At 33.5% G+C, this 17,828-nt stretch carries 15 protein-coding genes; 1 reads left to right on the top strand and 14 read right to left on the bottom strand.

What is annotated here, in order from left to right:
- Positions 1–28: 28 nt before the first annotated feature.
- From NBE98_RS14505 to NBE98_RS14455, 11 genes are all read right to left on the bottom strand, one after another.
- On the bottom strand, positions 29–1,654 hold the full coding sequence (locus NBE98_RS14505; protein WP_250815714.1) for a type 2 periplasmic-binding domain-containing protein: 1,626 nt from the start codon (positions 1,652–1,654) through the stop codon (positions 29–31).
- Between the two features lie 55 nt (positions 1,655–1,709).
- Positions 1,710–2,585 (bottom strand): carbohydrate ABC transporter permease, encoded by an 876-nt coding sequence (locus tag NBE98_RS14500; protein ID WP_250815713.1) that lies wholly within the window; start codon positions 2,583–2,585, stop codon positions 1,710–1,712.
- Between the two features lie 11 nt (positions 2,586–2,596).
- On the bottom strand, positions 2,597–3,562 hold the full coding sequence (locus tag NBE98_RS14495; protein ID WP_250815712.1) for an ABC transporter permease: 966 nt from the start codon (positions 3,560–3,562) through the stop codon (positions 2,597–2,599).
- 240 nt (positions 3,563–3,802) lie between these two features.
- Positions 3,803–5,995, bottom strand: a complete 2,193-nt coding sequence (locus tag NBE98_RS14490; RefSeq protein WP_250815711.1) for a helix-turn-helix domain-containing protein — start codon at positions 5,993–5,995, stop codon at positions 3,803–3,805.
- Positions 5,996–6,121: 126 nt separating this feature from the next.
- Entirely contained in the window at positions 6,122–6,904 is a 783-nt protein-coding gene (locus NBE98_RS14485; RefSeq protein ID WP_250815709.1) for a carbohydrate-binding protein, read from the bottom strand.
- A 124-nt stretch (positions 6,905–7,028) separates the two neighbouring features.
- Positions 7,029–7,811 (bottom strand): 2-dehydro-3-deoxy-D-gluconate 5-dehydrogenase KduD, encoded by a 783-nt coding sequence (gene kduD / locus NBE98_RS14480; RefSeq protein ID WP_250815708.1) that lies wholly within the window; start codon positions 7,809–7,811, stop codon positions 7,029–7,031.
- Positions 7,812–7,832: 21 nt separating this feature from the next.
- Complete coding sequence (gene kduI, locus NBE98_RS14475; protein ID WP_250815705.1) at positions 7,833–8,663, bottom strand: 5-dehydro-4-deoxy-D-glucuronate isomerase; 831 nt, start codon at positions 8,661–8,663, stop codon at positions 7,833–7,835.
- 144 nt (positions 8,664–8,807) lie between these two features.
- Positions 8,808–9,797 (bottom strand): LacI family DNA-binding transcriptional regulator, encoded by a 990-nt coding sequence (locus NBE98_RS14470; RefSeq protein WP_250815704.1) that lies wholly within the window; start codon positions 9,795–9,797, stop codon positions 8,808–8,810.
- A gap of 124 nt (positions 9,798–9,921) precedes the next feature.
- Positions 9,922–11,961 (bottom strand): methyl-accepting chemotaxis protein, encoded by a 2,040-nt coding sequence (locus tag NBE98_RS14465; RefSeq protein WP_250815703.1) that lies wholly within the window; start codon positions 11,959–11,961, stop codon positions 9,922–9,924.
- 252 nt (positions 11,962–12,213) lie between these two features.
- Positions 12,214–13,962 (bottom strand): dihydroxy-acid dehydratase, encoded by a 1,749-nt coding sequence (ilvD, locus tag NBE98_RS14460; RefSeq protein ID WP_349305957.1) that lies wholly within the window; start codon positions 13,960–13,962, stop codon positions 12,214–12,216.
- A gap of 134 nt (positions 13,963–14,096) precedes the next feature.
- Positions 14,097–14,783, bottom strand: coding sequence for a FadR/GntR family transcriptional regulator (locus NBE98_RS14455; RefSeq protein ID WP_250815700.1), 687 nt, complete (start codon positions 14,781–14,783; stop codon positions 14,097–14,099).
- 164 nt (positions 14,784–14,947) lie between these two features.
- On the opposite strand from NBE98_RS14455, the gene NBE98_RS14450 reads away from it, so the two are divergent.
- A complete protein-coding gene (locus NBE98_RS14450) occupies positions 14,948–15,511 on the top strand; it encodes a serine/threonine-protein kinase (protein ID WP_250815699.1) in 564 nt (187 codons plus the stop codon).
- 22 nt (positions 15,512–15,533) lie between these two features.
- On the opposite strand, the gene NBE98_RS14445 is transcribed toward NBE98_RS14450, so the two are convergent.
- The 3 genes from NBE98_RS14445 to NBE98_RS14435 form a co-directional block, all read right to left on the bottom strand.
- On the bottom strand, positions 15,534–15,815 hold the full coding sequence (locus tag NBE98_RS14445) for a putative quinol monooxygenase (protein WP_250815698.1): 282 nt from the start codon (positions 15,813–15,815) through the stop codon (positions 15,534–15,536).
- 25 nt (positions 15,816–15,840) lie between these two features.
- On the bottom strand, positions 15,841–16,317 hold the full coding sequence (ybaK, locus tag NBE98_RS14440) for a Cys-tRNA(Pro) deacylase (RefSeq protein ID WP_250815697.1): 477 nt from the start codon (positions 16,315–16,317) through the stop codon (positions 15,841–15,843).
- Between the two features lie 318 nt (positions 16,318–16,635).
- Positions 16,636–17,826 carry an electron transfer flavoprotein subunit alpha gene (locus tag NBE98_RS14435; protein WP_250815696.1) on the bottom strand — a complete coding sequence of 397 codons (1,191 nt, stop codon included), beginning with the start codon at positions 17,824–17,826 and terminating at the stop codon, positions 16,636–16,638.
- Between the last annotated feature and the right edge of the window lie 2 nt (positions 17,827–17,828).

The following is a 17,828-nucleotide window of genomic DNA, read 5'->3' as shown; positions in this document are numbered from 1 at the left end:
TATAAGCGTCTATAGTCTTGTAAATTTATTATTTCTTTCCTATCATTGTAAGGTAAGTGTCGTTAAGTTCCTTAAGAACTTCATCTCCCCCATTAGACTTAAATTTTGCAACCATTTCATCGAAATAGTCAACACTCTTTTCGCCGGTGATTATCTTCAAGTATCCATCAGTTACTATCTTAGCAAGGTTATTACTATACTTTTGGAAAGCAGCTCCTGGTGCGATAAATGCATTTCTATAGCCATTGTACTTAAAGTACTTATCTCCAAACTCATATTGGAATGGGTTAGTGCTTCTCTTAAATTCATCTGGCATAGTTCCTAGGTTAAATACATCTCCGATACCTTGCTTTTCGCCATCAGATGATTTCCACTCTGGGTGTTTAGTTGCTGGAGCTCCGTTAACCGTCTCCCAGTCAGTTCCTTCAATACCAAACTTAGTTAGATTGAAGTATGCTTTATCTGTGTGTAAAGCTTCTATCATTTTGTAGATTGTTTCAATTTTCTTAGGATCCTTTGCAGCTTTAACAGTTATAGCTGTTGGCTGAGAAGTTAATGACCAAGCTGGGCTTCCTGATTTTCCGCTAGGTCCAACTGCCGGCTTTCCAAATACCACTTGTCCATCTGGCTTAACCTTTTTAAAGTTTTGCCACACTTGTCCACCCTTATCATTTGGATTTTTAGGATCTAATTCATTTCTCCAGTGATAGAACATGGACAAACCAGTTACACCAACTTTTCCATTAAAGAAAGCTTGTGAATCTGCCCAATATCCTCCTGTGTTTTCACCAGTTATGAATTCTGGATCTATTATTCCATCTTTATACCACTTTTGAAGTGTAGCTAATGCTTCCTTATTTCCTGGCATTATTGAACCTATAACTACCTTATCATCTGGAGTAACGAATATTGGTAGCGCAGAAGCTAAATCATTCTTCTTTATTGCCTGTGCAATATTATATATACCTGGGTAATCAAAAGCACCCATTATAGTAGGCATTATTGTATCTGATAAACCATAAGTATCCTTCTTTCCATTTTTATCTGGATCGTTATTTCTAAATTTGTAGAAAGCTTCTTCATACTCTTTTAGAGTTTCAGGAATCTTTGTAATACCTACGTTATCAAGCCATTGCTTGTTCCAGGTTATTACTGTTGGGTAGTTTGAATCGTAAGTTGTAGTTGGTATAGCGTATAACTTACCATCATAACTAACTTCTTTCCAAGCATTTGGATACTTTTCATCTATAAACTTAACGTAGTTTGGCATATACTTTTTCATATCTTCTTTGGAAAGCGGTGCTAGTATTCCTTGATCCTTATACTTTCCTAGATTTGCCTTGTTTTGTATTCTCATTACATCAGGCATTTCTCCTGCTGCAAATTTAACATTAAGCACTTCATCAAGATTATTTCCGTTTACAAACCAGAAGTTAAATTTTGTATTGAACTTTTCTTCTACCTTCTTAACAACTGGAGAATTTGAATCTGGCTGACCAAGCATTTGATAAGCCATATAGTCAATTGTAACTGGTCCATTTTTTGATGCATCTCCTGCTGCTTCTTTGTCTTTTCCCTTGCAGCCTGCAAGCATTCCAGCTGATATTACAGCTGTTAGAGCTAAACATGCAATTTTAGCAGTTCTTTTTTTCATATTTATTCCCCCCGAATTTTTAGTTTTATTTATGTAATTTGGTTCCATTTAAGCTTTAACCCTTAACTGAACCAACTAACATACCTTGTACAAAGTACTTTTGTAAAAATGGATAAACACAAATTATTGGTAGTATTGCAACTACTAAAGTTGCCATTTTCATTGATTCTAGGTTAGTGTTAACTACCTGTCCGCTCATTTCTGCGGTAGCATCAGCACCTTCAAGTATTATTCTTCTAAGGACAAGCTGCAGTACATATTTGCTTTCATTTTGAATGTACATCATACAATCAAACCAAGCATTCCAGTGATATACCATAGTATATAGGGCTACTGTTGTAAGTATTGGCATAGATAGAGGCATTATTATTTTAAACAAGATATAAATATCATTTGCCCCTTCAATTTTGGCTGATTCCTCCAAGCTTTCTGGAAGCATTGCTATAAAGTTTCTTGTAACTATTAGATAAAATGTATTAATAGCACCTGGAAGCACTAATGACCAGATAGTATTATTAATGTTTAATACTTTAACCACAAGCAAGTATGAAGGTATCATTCCTCCTGAGAAGAACATTGTTAATGTAACAAAACCTGTCCAGAATTTCCTGTGTGGTAATGTCTTCTTAGATAATGTATAAGCTCCTAAGAAAGTAAGGAATACTGTTATAGCTGTACCTATTACTGTTCTTACAATAGTATTTCTATAACTTGTCCATATTAATTCCTTCTTAAATATTATTTTATATCCTGAAAAATCAAGATCCGTTGGTATAATATGCATTCCAGGTTTATATATAGACTCTGCTGAACTTAAAGATATAGTGATTACTTGAAGCAGAGGATATAATATCGTTACTGTAAGAAGTATAAGTGTTATATAAGTAACTGCCAAAAACACTTTATCTGACGTTGTATTTTTTGCCTTCATAATATCCCCTCCTAAAATAATGTATCGTCGCTAATTTTAGATGCTACAAAGTTTGCACTTAATACCATAATTAACGCTATAACATTTTTAAATAATCCTACTGCTGCTCCATAACTCATGTTCATGTTTATAAGTCCCTGCCTGTAGGTATAAGTTGATAAAACATCACCAACCTCCATAACCTTCGCATTCATAAGGTTAAATACCTGCTCAAAGTCATCATTTATTATGTTACCTGCTCTTAATATCAGCATTATAATAATTACAGGCATTATTGAAGGAATAGTTATATAGATAAGTTTTTGAAATCTGTTTATCCCATCAACCTCAGCAGCCTCATATTGTTCTGGATTTATTCCGCTTATAGCAGCTAGATAAATAATTGCTCCAAATCCTATACCTTTCCATATTTCACTTCCTACAAGAATTTTTCTAAACCAGTATGGTTCAGTAATAAAAAATACAGGTTTAAACCCTAATGCAGTTATAATCGCATTTATTGGACCTCTACTTGGTGATAAGATTTCTAGAAGCATACCTGCTAAAACAACCCATGATAGAAAGTGAGGCATATAGCTCACTGTCTGAACAAATTTCTTAAATCTTTCCTTCTTTATTTCACTAAGCATGATAGCTAATATTATAGGTGCTGGAAATCCTATTAGTAATTTCCCAAAGTTTATTATCAGTGTATTTTTTAATACTGTAAAGAAATATGGATCTTCTATCATTGCTTTAAAATGTTTAAGACCAGCCCAAGGACTGCTCCAAATTCCATCTAATGATCTGAAATCCTTAAACGCTATAAGTATCCCGTACAGCGTACCGTAGTGAAATACCAAATAGTATAATACTACTGGGAAGAACATTATAAAAAAGTACTTGTGCTCGGCGTATCTTTTAAGAATGCTTTTCTTTCGTAGAGCTGGTGTAAAATTATCTACAGCACTGTTATTTGTAGTTGTTATCGTCTTCACGCTCTGACCTCCTGTTCGCAATTTGATTTTATGAAGCTTCTGCTTGTTTGCTTCGACGAATTTAATTATAACAGTGAAAAGGTTTTACACAATGATGAAATTACTACGAAAATATCACTTTTATATCCTCATATAAAAATATCACTTTTATAACATATATCATTTTTTTACTATTCAATAGAAGCATAAAAATAAGCCAGCTAAAGGCTTTGAGCCCGCTGGCTTATTTTTATGCTTCTATTAAAAATTTTGTTTTTGATACTGCTTTGGAGTAATGCCATACTTCTGTTTAAATACCTTAATAAAATAATGCGCTGAATTATATCCAAGCTTATAAGCAATATCCTGAACAGTAATATCTTTTTCTTTTAACAAAATAATAGCATTATTTAGCTTAATATCAATTAAATATTCAGAGAAGGTTAATCCAAAACGCTGTTTAAAAATTTTGCTTAAGTAGTTTGGGGTTACCCCTATATAGTCTGCCAAAATCTCCAAAGATAAGTTATCATAAATATGGTCTGATATATATTTTATTATTTTTTCATCCAGATTATAGTCTGAGCTAGATTTTTTTTCATTTATTTTCTCCGTTGATATATCTATTATACTGTTAATCCATTCTTTGAACTCATTTATATTGTTTATCTTTTTGTATCTTTCCCTAATACTATAACCAAACATTTCTTTTGTGCTGTAGCCTAAATTATTTATTGACTTCTTAATTGTTGTAACTATATCCAACAATATATTTCTGCAATTTTCAATTCTGTAAAATCCGTTGGCCATTCCTTCAATTATAGATGCAATAGCCTCCTGTAGAGATTTTTTATCCCCAGCCTGCAAATAGCTTTGAATTTTATTTAATATGCGTACGGAACTTTCTGATTCCTTCATTGCCTCAAAATCCAATTCAGAGTATGAAATTGTATTTACATTAGGATATATAAAATAATACTCTGCTGCTACTTCAGCTTCTTTGAATGATTGAGAAATGCTATCTATACTACCATTACAAGCATTACCTACTCCAATAGTATAAAAATTTCCTATATTCATTTTTAATTTGCAATGTAAGTAATCAATAATCTGGTTCAAAGATATATCATTATTTAGCTCAACTATACCATAAATATGAGTAGATTCACCTTGAACAAACCATAGTTTGCTTGGAGCTTCTTTTGCTTCAATGGATTCAATTATTTTGTGTGGCAATAAAACCAAATCCTCAAAGCTCTTATAAGCCTCTTCGTGTATATAAATATTAAAGACCGAAAACTGATTAGAGTCTAATGTGAAATTGAACAGCTTTCCTTGTTCAGAGACATGAAACTTCTCTCTTATATTGCCTTTTAATAAATTTGTAAAGAAATGCTGTTTTATAATAGGCTGATTTTTTTCGATTTTTTCTGTCAGTTCATGAATTTCATCAGCTATCGGTTTATGAGCCTTCCTGGCAAGAATATAAGCCATAGATATATTTATAGCTAGCATAATAACACCAGCAATTAGAATAATATTTCTTACACTATTTGTCTTATCATAATACTCACTTATAGGTATAAGAGATATATAAGTCCAGTTATTAACATCGGAAACTACACTTGATACCATATATTTCTTCTTGTCTAAATACATTATTCCTGTATATTTATCTAAATTTTGATTTTGGGGGCTTATATAGCTTTCCTTTATTTCACGAACAATCTCATTATTAAGGCTTGTTTGGTTGCTGCTTATTATATTATTATAAGAATCTACGATTAATGCAATTCCATCCTCTGGTGACTGATGCTTTTGCATTTCTTTGCTTATAGTATCAGTCTCAACGTTTATAGATACAATTCCTTTAATATTGTTATTTTCTGCAAATAGCGGTATCGTTCTTATAAAAGATAAAATTTGAACTTTATTTGTACTGTCATTATGAACTACCCATTTGAATTGATTTTCTACATAATTTTTAGTGTCAATCCAATCTGGTAAAGCACTGCCTCTTTCAATAGCCTTGTCCAAAAAAATAACGTTTCCATCATAAAATAACATATTACTTTTAGGATAAAATAAATCAATAGAGTGAATAAGAGAGTTTTTCCCTTTAATGTCATTTATGCTTCTATAAATGTTTATAGTTCTACTGGTGTCACTGCTGATGTTATTATCCAAAGGATATGTCAAATCTTCATTGCTTGGCAAATTTGAAAGATATTTATTGGGAAAGCTTATAATATCAGTTATTATATTTTCATCAATTGAGTTTTGCATATTTTTGATAGACTGCATATTTGATTCTTTCACGTGGCTCTCTATAAAAACATTCAAATACCTAAAATAAAATATTTGTGGAATAATAGTCATCACTACAACAAGTATTAAGTTAAAAATTATTAACCTCTGAAGAGTGTTCTTATTCGAAATTTTAATCATTTTCATTTATTTACCTCACCTACTGGATGTGTAGTATGTAATGCATCTATAATAATGTATCACATCTTGAATGTAATGAAAAGATTTTGTCGAATTTAGTCATTTATAACCAACTTACTATTAATGCTATACCTATATATCTCTTCCATAAACCTCAATTTCAGTAAGCGCTGCAAAGGCTGATGATACTGGTCTTCTAATCTCTGTCAGCTTAATCCATGCAACTTTCTTGGCTTCAAAGCAGTATTCTTGTGGATCTGAAGTTTTAATCATAGAAATAGGAAGTCTGCTGCCATCTGAAAACTCAAAAACCCCTGTTTCCCAGTTTGTATCATGATCATTTACATAATCCGCTCTTAAGTAAAGCACTATTTTGTCTATCTCAACTTCTCTTCCAAAGTATAAAGTAAATTCTAAATCATCACGCAATCCCCCTCCCCAAGAGTGATATGGATAATATCCATGAGAAGAATTGTCCTTACATCCATCTATTGCATTTCTTGGTTCAAAGCAAGCTTCATTTCTCGTTACAACATTTGCATAAGCATGAGGATAATAATTAATCTCCTGATGCTTATCAAGTCCATTTAAAGCTAAATTCCTATATTCATTAATTTCTTCCAATGAAGCCTCTCTTATAGATATTTCATGTAAATTTCCTTTAAAAGCCTCAGGATGATAAGCTACTAACTTTTCGCCAAATGGTATACCAAATTCAAATTTAGACTCAGGTGCGTAAATTAAAGATTCTGCAACATATTCTCCAATATTTGCAACTATATACTTTATATTCTCAAAGTGAAAAACTATCTTATCTCCCTCTTCATATTCTTTGTTAAAAGTCAATTTAATTTTTTTATCTCCTTCAGCTAAGAATAATGCCTCATTGTTCCTATCTTTAATTTCTATTTTCATTGCTATTCCTCCATCTCAAAATTTAATCTTCCTTTATTAAGTAGATAGCCATATAAATTTTAAAAAAGTTATATGGCTAAAATTTTTAAATAAACTAAATGCGTGACTTGCGCCACGCATCGTATTATCTTACTAACCAGCCACCATCAACTGCTAATATATGTCCGTTTACATAATCTGAAGCTCTTCCTGCTAAAAATACTACTGCTCCTATAACATCAAATGGATGTCCCCATCTTCCAGCTGGAATTCTGGAAAGTATTTCTGAACTTCTTCCTTCATCCGCTCTGATTGGTGCGGTGTTATTTGTTGCAATGTAGCCTGGCGCTACAGCATTTATTTGTACATTTTTATCTCCTAATTCATTTGCAAAAGCCTTAGTTATCCCAGCAACACCGTGCTTTGACGCAGTGTAGGATGGTACAAACTTCCCGCCTTGGAAGGCAAGCATTGAAGCTATGTTTATTATCTTTCCTCCACCTTGCTTTACCATAACATTAGCTACATCTTGGCTTAAGTAGTAAACAGCATTTAAATTTATATCCAATACTGCTTTCCAGTCCTCATCTTTGTATTCAAGAAGAGGTGCTCTTCTAATTGTTCCTGCGTTGTTAACAAGTACATCTATTCTTTCATATACCTCTAAGCAACGTTCAACAACAGCAGTTATACACTCTCTTTTTGATAAATCTGCTTGAAAAAACTCTACTCTTCTTCCTTCAGCCTCTATAAGCTGCTTTGTTTCTTCCCAATTTGTATCATAAGTAACTATAAATAAATCAGCTCCAGCTTTTGCAAGACCAACAGCATACCCTTGTCCGAGACCAGTATTGCCACCAGTTACTATAGCTACCTTACCATCTAATTTAAAAAAATCCATTGAAAAATTTTGTATTGAAAAGTCCATAATCCATTCTCCTCCTATGCTTTATCTTAAATCTTTAGCTGCAACTACGTCCATATCGGTAAAGGTTTGATTTTCTCCAACCATACCCCAAATAAAGGTATAATTTTTAGTTCCAACTCCAGAATGTATTGACCAACTTGGTGATATAACAGCCTGCTCATTTCTTACTACTATGTGTCTAGTCTCATCTGGTGTTCCCATCAGATGGAATACATTACTTTCTTCATCCATGTTGAAGTATAAATAAACTTCCATTCTTCTTTCATGAGTATGGCAAGGCATTGTGTTCCAAACACTTCCTGGCTCAAGTATTGTCATTCCCATAACTAACTGGCAGCTCTCGCAAACTGCTGGATGCACATATTGATTTATTGTTCTCTTATTACATTCCTCATCGCTTCCAGCCTTTACTTTGTTAGCTTTATCTAAGCCAATTTTAACTGTTGGGTAAGTTTTGTGTGCCGTTCCACTGTTCACATAGAATTTTGCAGGACTATTTGCATCTAGGCTTTCAAAGCTTACTTCCTTAACACCCATACCTACATAAAGTCCATCTTCTTTGTTTAATTCATATTTTTCACCATCAAGTTTAACGATACCAGCTCCGCCAATATTTATAACACCTAATTCTCTTCTTTCTAGAAAATATGTGCAGCCTAGCTCTTTACTGCCTTCTAAGGACAGTGCTTTATCTGTTGGGGTAATCCCTGCAACAATAATTCTATCTATATGACTATAGGTCATTTTTATTTCGCCTGGTACAAAAAGCTTTTCTATTAAAAAATGTCTTCTTAAGTCAGAGGTATCATATTTTTTTGCGTCTTCAAAGTGGCTTGAGTATCTAATATCCATTTCTAACTCCCCTTTTAAAATAAATTATAATATAGTCGTTAACGTTAACGACTTATTTAAAAAATAAAAGCGAACGGCAGATTCACTTCGTTAACGCTAACATATTATGATTATACATCTTTATGCAGGCTTGGTCAACAGCTTTTATTGTTCTCCACAGGATTTTCTAATAATCAACTTAGGCTTTAGTATTATTTCTTTACTCTGCTTGGTACTATCATTAATTTGCTCCATTAAGGTTTCTGCCGCAGTCATTCCAAGTATACTTGAGTTTTGATCAACAGTAGTTAAAGGTACAGGCATCATCGCTGATTGTTCAATATTATCGTAACCTGCCACTCCCAATTGCTCAGGTATTTTAATATCATTTAAGTAACAGTACTTAATTACACCCATAGCAACAGTATCATTTATAGCAAAAATACTATCTACACCTTTATTAACAAGTCGTTCAGCTAAGCTAAAACCATCTTCAAAGGTAGGATTGCTGTTTACTATAATATCTTCATCCAAATCTATATTATGAGATTTCAAAACATCTTCATAAGCTCTGAATCTTTCATTTGAGGCAGAGGACTTTTTATCCCCTAGTATTACTCCTATCTTTTTATAACCTTGCTTTATCATATGTTTGATAATTTTAGTACCGCCATAATAATTATCATTTCCAACAAAGCTTGCTTTAAGACCTTCTACATAGTTATCCGCCATAACTAGAGGAAGCTCTTTTGAAATACTTTCATAATCTTCTTTGTGAGGCTTCACAGGCAAAATTATAATTCCATCAACTCTGCCTTCAGATAAGAAACCTAGATACCTTGTTTCATTTGATTTTTTTCTATCGCTATTACATAGTATAAGGCCATAACCATGAGTCTCTAAATAAGAGCTTACACCTCTGCTCACATTTGCATAGTACTGATTTGTTATATCTGGTACAACAAGACCAATCATATTTGTTTTTCTAGTAATTAAACTTTTAGCAGCAGAATTTGGCCTATAACCAAGATCTTGGCATGCTTTTAATACTCTTTCCTTTGTAGATTGAGAAATTTCACTGCTGTTATTTAGTGCCCTTGAAACCGTCATAGCTGATACTCCGCAGTATATTGCTATGTCTTTTATAGTAGCCATAAGACTGCCTCCTTTTTTATTACCATGAAATTATGATAAAGTATTAATCTTATAAATGCAAGTATCTTAAAACAAGTAGAAGTCAACACTTATTACTTTGTTGACTTCTACTTGTTTTAAATAATTATTCTATTTTAAATAAATCTACGGCAGAATTCAACCTGCCAACCATGTCATTTAAACTTGCAGCAAGGTCTGATATTTTCTGTACACCCTCTATTTGGTCTTGAGTGCTTGCAGAAACCTGCTCAGTGGTAGCTGCTGTTTCTTCTGATACGGAAGAAATCTCCTCCATTGCTGTTGTAGTATTATCTCTTGCTGTAACTATTTCATCTACTGAATTCACCATTCTTGAAAGCCCAATAGATATTTCATCCATAGCATCAAATATCACTTTAAAAGCATTGTCAGTTTTTCCTACAGCATCAATTTGTTGTTCTAGGATAACCTTAGTATTGTTAGCTTCTTTTGCTGTAAGTTCAGTTTTCTTTTGAATATCATTTATGATATTGTTAATCTGAATAGAAGCTTCCTTCGATTGATCTGCAAGCTTTCTAATTTCTTCTGCAACTACTGCAAACCCCCTGCCCGATTCTCCTGCTCTTGCTGCCTCTATTGCTGCATTTAATGATAACAAATTTGTCTGATCCGCTATTGCTACTATCATTTCCACTACTGTCTTGATATGTTTAGTATCTACATTTAATGTATTTATATCATTTATGATTTTATTAGAAGCACCGCTTGTCTCAATAGCTTTTTCATTAAGTACTTTTACAGATCGTTTTGCTTCTTCTTCAAGTTTTTTTGTAGATGTTAATATCTTTGCCACCGTATCTACATTATCATTAACCACATTGATACCTTGAGATAAAATATTTAAATTATTTAACCCGTTAGAAACCTCAACAGCCTGGTCTGAGGTCCCTCTAGCAATTTCATTCATGGTTGAAGCAATTTCTTCTGAGGCTGAATAAGAATGTTCTGAAACCTGAGCAATAATTTTTGTGCTATCCGTAACACTTGAAATTAGTCCTTTTACATTTAAAATAAGCATACTTATCCTTTTAACCATTTCATCGAAAGCATAAATTACTTCACCGATTTCGTCTTTACTATTATCATTTATATGTAAAGCAAAGTTACCCTCCTTTGCTTGATTCATAAGTTCAACTAGTGAGTTTAAAGGAGTGGATATGCTTCTGGATATAGCCAATGCAGCAATCATTGCTATAACAAACGCAATAAATCCTATAACGATAATATTAGCCCTTAAAAAATTTGATTGTGAATTCATATAACTAAAGGGGATCATACCAACTATATGCCAGTCAGTTCCATTCAAGGGAACATAAGAAACTAAATACTTATTATCATTTGACTTGAAAAATTTATTTCCTTCAGCTAAATTTTCATCTTTACTTGTTATAGAGGAAATAATAGAAGTATCTTCCATAGGTTTACCTATTATGTTTTTATCTTTACTTGATATAATAATACCTTCTGAATTTATAATATTTATGAATCCGCCTTCCCCTATATTTACATTTTTATAAACATCAGCTAAAGCTTCTGGTTTAAACGCTGCAAAGGCAATACCTATATTTTCATTTGTATCCAGTGATTTAATATACTTGCTAGCTACAATACCAACACCTTGTTCTGAGTGGAATCTCCAGGACAATTTATTGTTATCCTTATTTGTATTTTCATTCAAAGCTTTTGTAAAATTATCATTTAAAGTCTCACTATTGAACTCACCGAAGATTTGATTGTTATTATCAATAATTCCAAGACTTTTTATCCCCTGATTCACAAATACCTTAGTAGAAATCAAGTTATTTATGTCTTTCGTAGTATTTAATTTATCAATTATATTTTCATATTTTTCCTTCTCAATAGCTTGCTGTATTTTTTTATCAAAGGACACTTCATCCATCAAGCCTTGATATTTAGAAAGCTCAGCTCCAACGTTTCTTCCTACCTGCTCCATTATTTGAGCAGAGAAGGCGGATATTTTATCCTCCATAGCTTGCTTCGAAACCATAAAAGATGTAACTCCTAACACTATTAAAGGTGTAATTACTAATATTCCAAATGAAATTATTAGTCTAGATTTTATTTTTAATTTCCTTAACCTACCATGGTTTTTTTTACCTCTCATAATAAACACCCATCCCTACCATAAATAAACTGCCAATTTAAAATTTACATAATTTTCACTTTGTCGACTTATTATACCACGCCTTTGGAAAATTTTAAATGTTTTACGATTACATTTACAGACTTTTGTCATAAATCACAATACGTCAAAATATATAATGCAATATAAACTAACATATTTAGGCATATATACAAAAATAAAAACTGCTGAATTAACTATCAGCAGTTTTTTATATAAAAACCAAAGCAGGCTCTACTCCATATATCCACCTTTCATAGGAGATACAGCAAGTCTAGTGTAAATTCCTAAAGTACCTTTTGTATATTTAGGAGTTGGTTTAATCCACTTAGCTCTTCTATCAGCTAAAATTCGATCCATTTCTTCTTCTGATTTTTCTTCGCTCTTTACTCCTACTATTGCTATAATTCTGTTTGCAATATCAATCTTTATTAAATCTCCTTCTTCAACTAAAGCGATATTTCCGCCCTCACTTGCTTCTGGAGAAACGTGTCCTATAGCTGGACCTCTGGTTGCCCCTGAGAATCTTCCATCTGTAATAAGCGCAACAGATTCTGAAAGGTTTGGATCTGAAACTATAGCTTCTGTAGTATAAAACATTTCAGGCATTCCAGTACCCTTAGGTCCTTCATATCTTATAAACACTGCATCTCCTGGTTTTATTTCTCCAGTAAGCACAGCATTTAATGCCTCTTCTTCACTGTTAAAAGGTCTCGCTTTTAATATTACGTTATGCATTTTCTTTGATACAGCTGAGTGCTTAACTACAGCGCCTTCTGTTGCTAGATTTCCCTTTAATATAGCTACTGCACCCTGAGCTTGAATTGGATTCTTAACAGATTTAATAATATCATCCTTCTTAACTCCTGTTTTCTCAAGATACTTGTAGCAGCCTTCATAATATCCATTCTTCTTTAAATCCTCTAGATTTTCTCCTAGTGTCTTACCAGTAACGGTTAAAACGTCAAGATGCAAGAATTCTTTAATTTCTTCCATTACTGCTGGAACTCCACCTGCATACCAAAAATATTCTCCTGGATAGAAGCCGCTTGGTCTTATATTTAATATATAAGGTATTCTTCTGTGGATTTCATCAAATAATTCCGGCTCTATCTCAAAGCCTAATTCATGAGCTATAGCTGGTATATGAAGAAGAGTATTTGTAGAACCAGCAATGGCAGCATGCACCATTATTGCATTTTCAAAAGCTTTCATAGTTAGTATCTTGGACGGTTTTAAATCCATTTCTATAAGCTTTAAAGCATGAGTTCCTGCATTAGCTGCAGCTTCTTTTAAATCCTCTGCGGTAGCAGCCATTAAAGCTGTTCCTGGCAGTGTCAAACCTAATGCTTCAGCCATAACCTGCATAGTTGCAGCCGTTCCCATAAATGAACATGCACCGCAGCTTGGGCACGCACTATGTTTATATGCAGTAAGCTGCTCTTCTGTTATTTCTCTCTTTTGAAACTGCGCACTATACATTCCTATTTGCTCTAATGTAAGCATATTGGGACCAGCCTTCATTATTCCACCTGTTACCATTACAGCTGGCATATCGAGTCTTGCAATAGCCTTTAAGTGAGCTGGCATTCCCTTATCGCAGCTTGCTATAAATACACCTGCATCAAATGGTGTTGCCCCTACCTGCATTTCAATCATGTTAGCTATATATTCTCTTGAAGGTAGAGAATAGTTCATACCATCATGGCCTTGAGCTTGGCCATCACAAATATCCGTTACAAAATACTTTGCTGGCTTTCCACCCTTTTCTTGTATTGCCTTATATGCTGAATCCACTAGCACATCTAGATGAGCGCTTCCTGGGTGGCTGTGGCCAAAAGTACTTTCAATAATAATCTGAGGCTTGGACAAATCTTCAACCTTCCATCCTGCCCCAAGTCTTAAAGGATCCATTTCAGGAGCCATTTTTCTTATTTCCTGACTTCTTAGCAAATTAATCACTCCTTGCAACTTGTCTGACATGTTATATTTATCATTTTAAGTTCAAGCTGTTTAATAGTCAATATATTTAATAAAACAAAATAAAAAAATCATTTTAGTCAGTAAATATAACTATTACTTTTGCCAAAATGATTTAACTTGTAGGACAACCGTCATTATTTGCCCAATCTTTCTAAACCTTTAATATCTTTGATTGTTCTGTCTATATGTCTTCTCATATATATGGCACTAAGCTCACAATCTCTATTTTTTATAGCATCCAATATCAGCTTATGTTCTTTTATTCCGCCTGTTGGTCCTAGCTTTGTATATAATACCTTCTGATGATATTCCAGTAAGCTTTTTAAAACATTATTAACCTTTAGCACCATCGAATTACCGCTGCCTTCTGCAATTATAAGGTGAAAGTTCATATCTGCAGTTGTATACCTATCGAAATCTTCTTCATTATTAAGCATATCGTTATAAGTTTCTTCAAGCCTATGCACAATTTCCTCACTGCACCTTTCTGCGCACAGCCTTGCACTTTCTACATCTGTAATAAGCCTGAATTCTAATATATCCAAATAATTATCTTTATCCAGTGTAATCATTGGAATAAGACTGTTTAAATATACCGCAGGGGTTAAGTCATTAACAAAAGTACCTTCTCCTTGCCTCTTTGTTAATATATCAAGAGCAACCATTTTTTCAATTGCTTCCCTAACAGACATCCTGCTTACACCAAGTTCCTTCGCCAGCTGAGGCTCAGACATAATTTTGCTGCCAGAATTCCATTCTCCGCTTAATATTCTCTTTTCTATCTTATTAAATACTATATCGCTTATTTTCTTGGCTTGCATTTTTTGCTCCTATTAGTTCTATAAATTTATACAATGTATTATAGCATTATTAAATAAAAAATAAAATTACTGTCTTAAGTACAAAGTCAATCTTATAACTGTAGCAAATCTAATTCTAAATCATAAAATATAATTAATAGCTGTTTATTTTGTGAGGTGGGTCAATGAAGAAAATGCCGAAATATAGATTTCAATACTTAGGCTATGATATTACAAAGCTAAAGCTGATTGGAGAGGGGCACGAAGGAAAAGTTTATATGCTGCCTGAGGATAAGGTATTAAAGGTTTTTCACAATCCTGATTCCTGCAAAAGGCAGCTTGAGGTTCTTCTAGCGGCTAAGAACAGCAGGTTTTTTCCTACTGTTTTTGATTTTGATTCCTATTCTATAGTTATGAGTTTTGTATATGGCAGCCGTTTATCCTTTTATTTAAAACAACATAATATTAATAAGAGCTTATCCATTGAGCTTGTAAAACTTGTTGAAGAATTTAAGAAGCTTGGCTTTGCAAAATTGGATGCTCGTCTTGGCCATATATTCCTGCAGCCTGATGATACTATTAAGGTTATCGATCCTAGAGGTACTTATGATAAAATAACACCATACCCTCGCTCCATGCTAAAAGGTCTTCAAAAGCATGGGGACTTAAGAGCCTTTTTCGATTACATTAAGCGTGATTACCCAGAATACTATAACAGCTGGAGAAAGATGATGTCTAAGAATTCTTAAAAAGGAAGCTCAATGGCTTCCTTTAAATTATTTCATATAAATTAACTTCTGAACTTTCTCTCAGTTCAGCAAACTTCGGCACAATTGTAGCAAAGTGAACACTGCTGTTGTGAAGTGCGATTGCCTCTTTATCCTTCCACTCCTCTATAAAGGTCAGCACATTTTTGTTGTTGATATCTTGATACAGATTGTAGGATATGCAACCCGCTTCCTTTTGGCTTTCCTCAACAAGCTTTTTTGCCAACACTTTATACTCTTCCAGCCTCTCGTCTTTTACTACACTTTTTGCAATAATAATAATCATTTTATATTCCCCTCTCTTTATTTAATTACATAGTTATATTATCTATTTCACAATTAACAACTTTAACCAAATCCATTGGAGTAACTTCAATTTGATGCCCTATCTTTCCGGCACTTACAATTATAGCATCTAAACTCTCACAAGCCTTATCTAATACGGTTTTATAATTCTTTTTCATTCCTATAGGTGAACAGCCTCCGCGAATATAGCCTGTAACCTTGTTTATATCACTAACCTTAATCATCTCTACTGATTTTTCACCTACAGCTTTTGCTGCTGTCTTTAAATCCAGTTCTTTAGCTACAGGAATAATAAAGACATAATATTCTCTGCTTGCACCTTTGGCCACAAGGGTTTTATAAACTTTCTCTACTGGCTTTCCTATCTTTCCTGCCACTGAAACTCCATCTATCAAATCATCATTGGAATCATAGGAATATGTATTATAGGAAACGCCTACCTTATCAAGAATTCTCATGGCATTTGTCTTTAAACTACTCATAGTTCTACCTCCATGTAAATTGTTGCCTAGAATCGTTATAAAATACAGTGTAGCATAACAAAGTAATAAAAACATTAAAAGAGGAAGAATCCAGCATGACTCTTCCTTTTTTAACCTACTCAACTTTTATTACAGCAGCTTTACCCACTAACACGAATTCTTTGCGTCATTGCTCTGCAAATAATACGTTATGATTAAGTACTTTCTTTACTATATACTTATCCATAGTTTTCCTCCTGAGTAAACTTACTTGCTACGCTCATTTTTTCTAAATATGTATTTTTTATTACTGAGTCGAAAAAAGCTACAATAATTTTATTATTTCCCCTTTCTAATTTCCTCAATCATTTCTGGAATTACCTTATAAAGATCTCCAACTATTCCGTAATCTGCTATCTTAAAAATTGGAGCATCTGGATTCTTATTTATAGCTATAATACAGTCGCTTCCCTGCATGCCTGCAAGATGCTGAATAGCTCCTGAAATACCGCAAGCAATATAAATCCTCGGTCTTACTGTTTTTCCAGTCTGACCAACTTGATGATCAGTAGTTATCCATCCCTCATCTACAGCAGCACGCGAAGAACCAACTACTCCACCAACAGCCTTTGCAAGCTCTTCCAGCAGCTTAAATCCCTCCTTATTTCCTACTCCTCTTCCTCCTGAAACTATAACCTCTGCTTCTACTAGTTCTACTGCCTGCTTTACTGTTTTAACCTTTTCCAAGACTTTTACCCTTATTTCTTCTGCATTTATATCTGCATTAATTACTTCGATAGATCCTTTTCTTTTAGGAGCATATTCTCCTTTTTTCATAACACCAGGCCTAACTGTAGCCATTTGAGGTCTATGCTTTTCAGTTATTATCGTAGCCATGAGGTTTCCTCCAAAGGCTGGTCTTGTTTGCAGAAGCAGTCTTCTTTCCACATCTATTTCAAGCTTTGTGCAATCCGCTGTAAGACCTGTTTTAATTCTTGCTGATAGCCTTGGTCCTAAATCCCTGCCTATATTTGTAGCTCCTATTAGTACTACTTCAGGTTTTCTTTCTTCTATAAGTTCTGCAATAACCTTTGTATAGGGTTCTGTAGTATAGTCCTTCAGTTCAGTATGTTCCACATTAATAACATTATTCGCGCCATAATTAATTAGTTCCTGAGCTAACAAAGTAACATTATAACCTATAAGCACAGCTGTAAGTTCAACACCTAATGTGTCTGCAAGCTTCCTTCCCTCTCCTAAAAGCTCTAGAACTGTGCTCATTATTTCTCCATCTCTTTGTTCAGCAAATACCCATACCCCTTTATAGGCTGAAAGATCAACTTCACTGTTTGTCTTTTCTCTATCAACAATTATAGCCTTAAATTTGCAGGAAGGCTCACAAACACCGCAAACTGTGCAATTATCTTTTATAGCAGCCTTCTTATCTATCACTTCAATAGCATCAAAAGGACATGCCTTTATACACAATTTACAACCTATACATTTATCTTTTAAAACTTTCACACTCATTT

This window comes from Clostridium swellfunianum (assembly GCF_023656515.1).
Classification (GTDB): domain Bacteria; phylum Bacillota; class Clostridia; order Clostridiales; family Clostridiaceae; genus Clostridium_AT; species Clostridium_AT swellfunianum.
The sequence above is the reverse complement of the archived record's forward strand: the minus strand, read 5'-3'. Positions and strand labels throughout refer to the sequence as shown.

Bases quoted from the DNA above. Each gene is read 5' to 3' on its own strand.
- NBE98_RS14505 (WP_250815714.1), bottom strand. From the start codon at position 1,654: ATGAAAAAAAGAACTGCTAAAATTGCATGTTTAGCTCTAACAGCTGTA.
- NBE98_RS14500 (WP_250815713.1), bottom strand. From the start codon at position 2,585: ATGAAGGCAAAAAATACAACGTCAGATAAAGTGTTTTTGGCAGTTACT.
- NBE98_RS14490 (WP_250815711.1), bottom strand. From the start codon at position 5,995: ATGAAAATGATTAAAATTTCGAATAAGAACACTCTTCAGAGGTTAATA.
- NBE98_RS14485 (WP_250815709.1), bottom strand. From the start codon at position 6,904: ATGAAAATAGAAATTAAAGATAGGAACAATGAGGCATTATTCTTAGCT.
- kduD (WP_250815708.1), bottom strand. From the start codon at position 7,811: ATGGACTTTTCAATACAAAATTTTTCAATGGATTTTTTTAAATTAGAT.
- kduI (WP_250815705.1), bottom strand. From the start codon at position 8,663: ATGGATATTAGATACTCAAGCCACTTTGAAGACGCAAAAAAATATGAT.
- NBE98_RS14470 (WP_250815704.1), bottom strand. From the start codon at position 9,797: ATGGCTACTATAAAAGACATAGCAATATACTGCGGAGTATCAGCTATG.
- NBE98_RS14465 (WP_250815703.1), bottom strand. From the start codon at position 11,961: ATGAGAGGTAAAAAAAACCATGGTAGGTTAAGGAAATTAAAAATAAAA.
- ilvD (WP_349305957.1), bottom strand. From the start codon at position 13,962: ATGTCAGACAAGTTGCAAGGAGTGATTAATTTGCTAAGAAGTCAGGAA.
- NBE98_RS14455 (WP_250815700.1), bottom strand. From the start codon at position 14,783: ATGCAAGCCAAGAAAATAAGCGATATAGTATTTAATAAGATAGAAAAG.
- NBE98_RS14450 (WP_250815699.1), top strand. From the start codon at position 14,948: ATGAAGAAAATGCCGAAATATAGATTTCAATACTTAGGCTATGATATT.
- NBE98_RS14445 (WP_250815698.1), bottom strand. From the start codon at position 15,815: ATGATTATTATTATTGCAAAAAGTGTAGTAAAAGACGAGAGGCTGGAA.
- ybaK (WP_250815697.1), bottom strand. From the start codon at position 16,317: ATGAGTAGTTTAAAGACAAATGCCATGAGAATTCTTGATAAGGTAGGC.
- NBE98_RS14435 (WP_250815696.1), bottom strand. From the start codon at position 17,826: ATGAGTGTGAAAGTTTTAAAAGATAAATGTATAGGTTGTAAATTGTGT.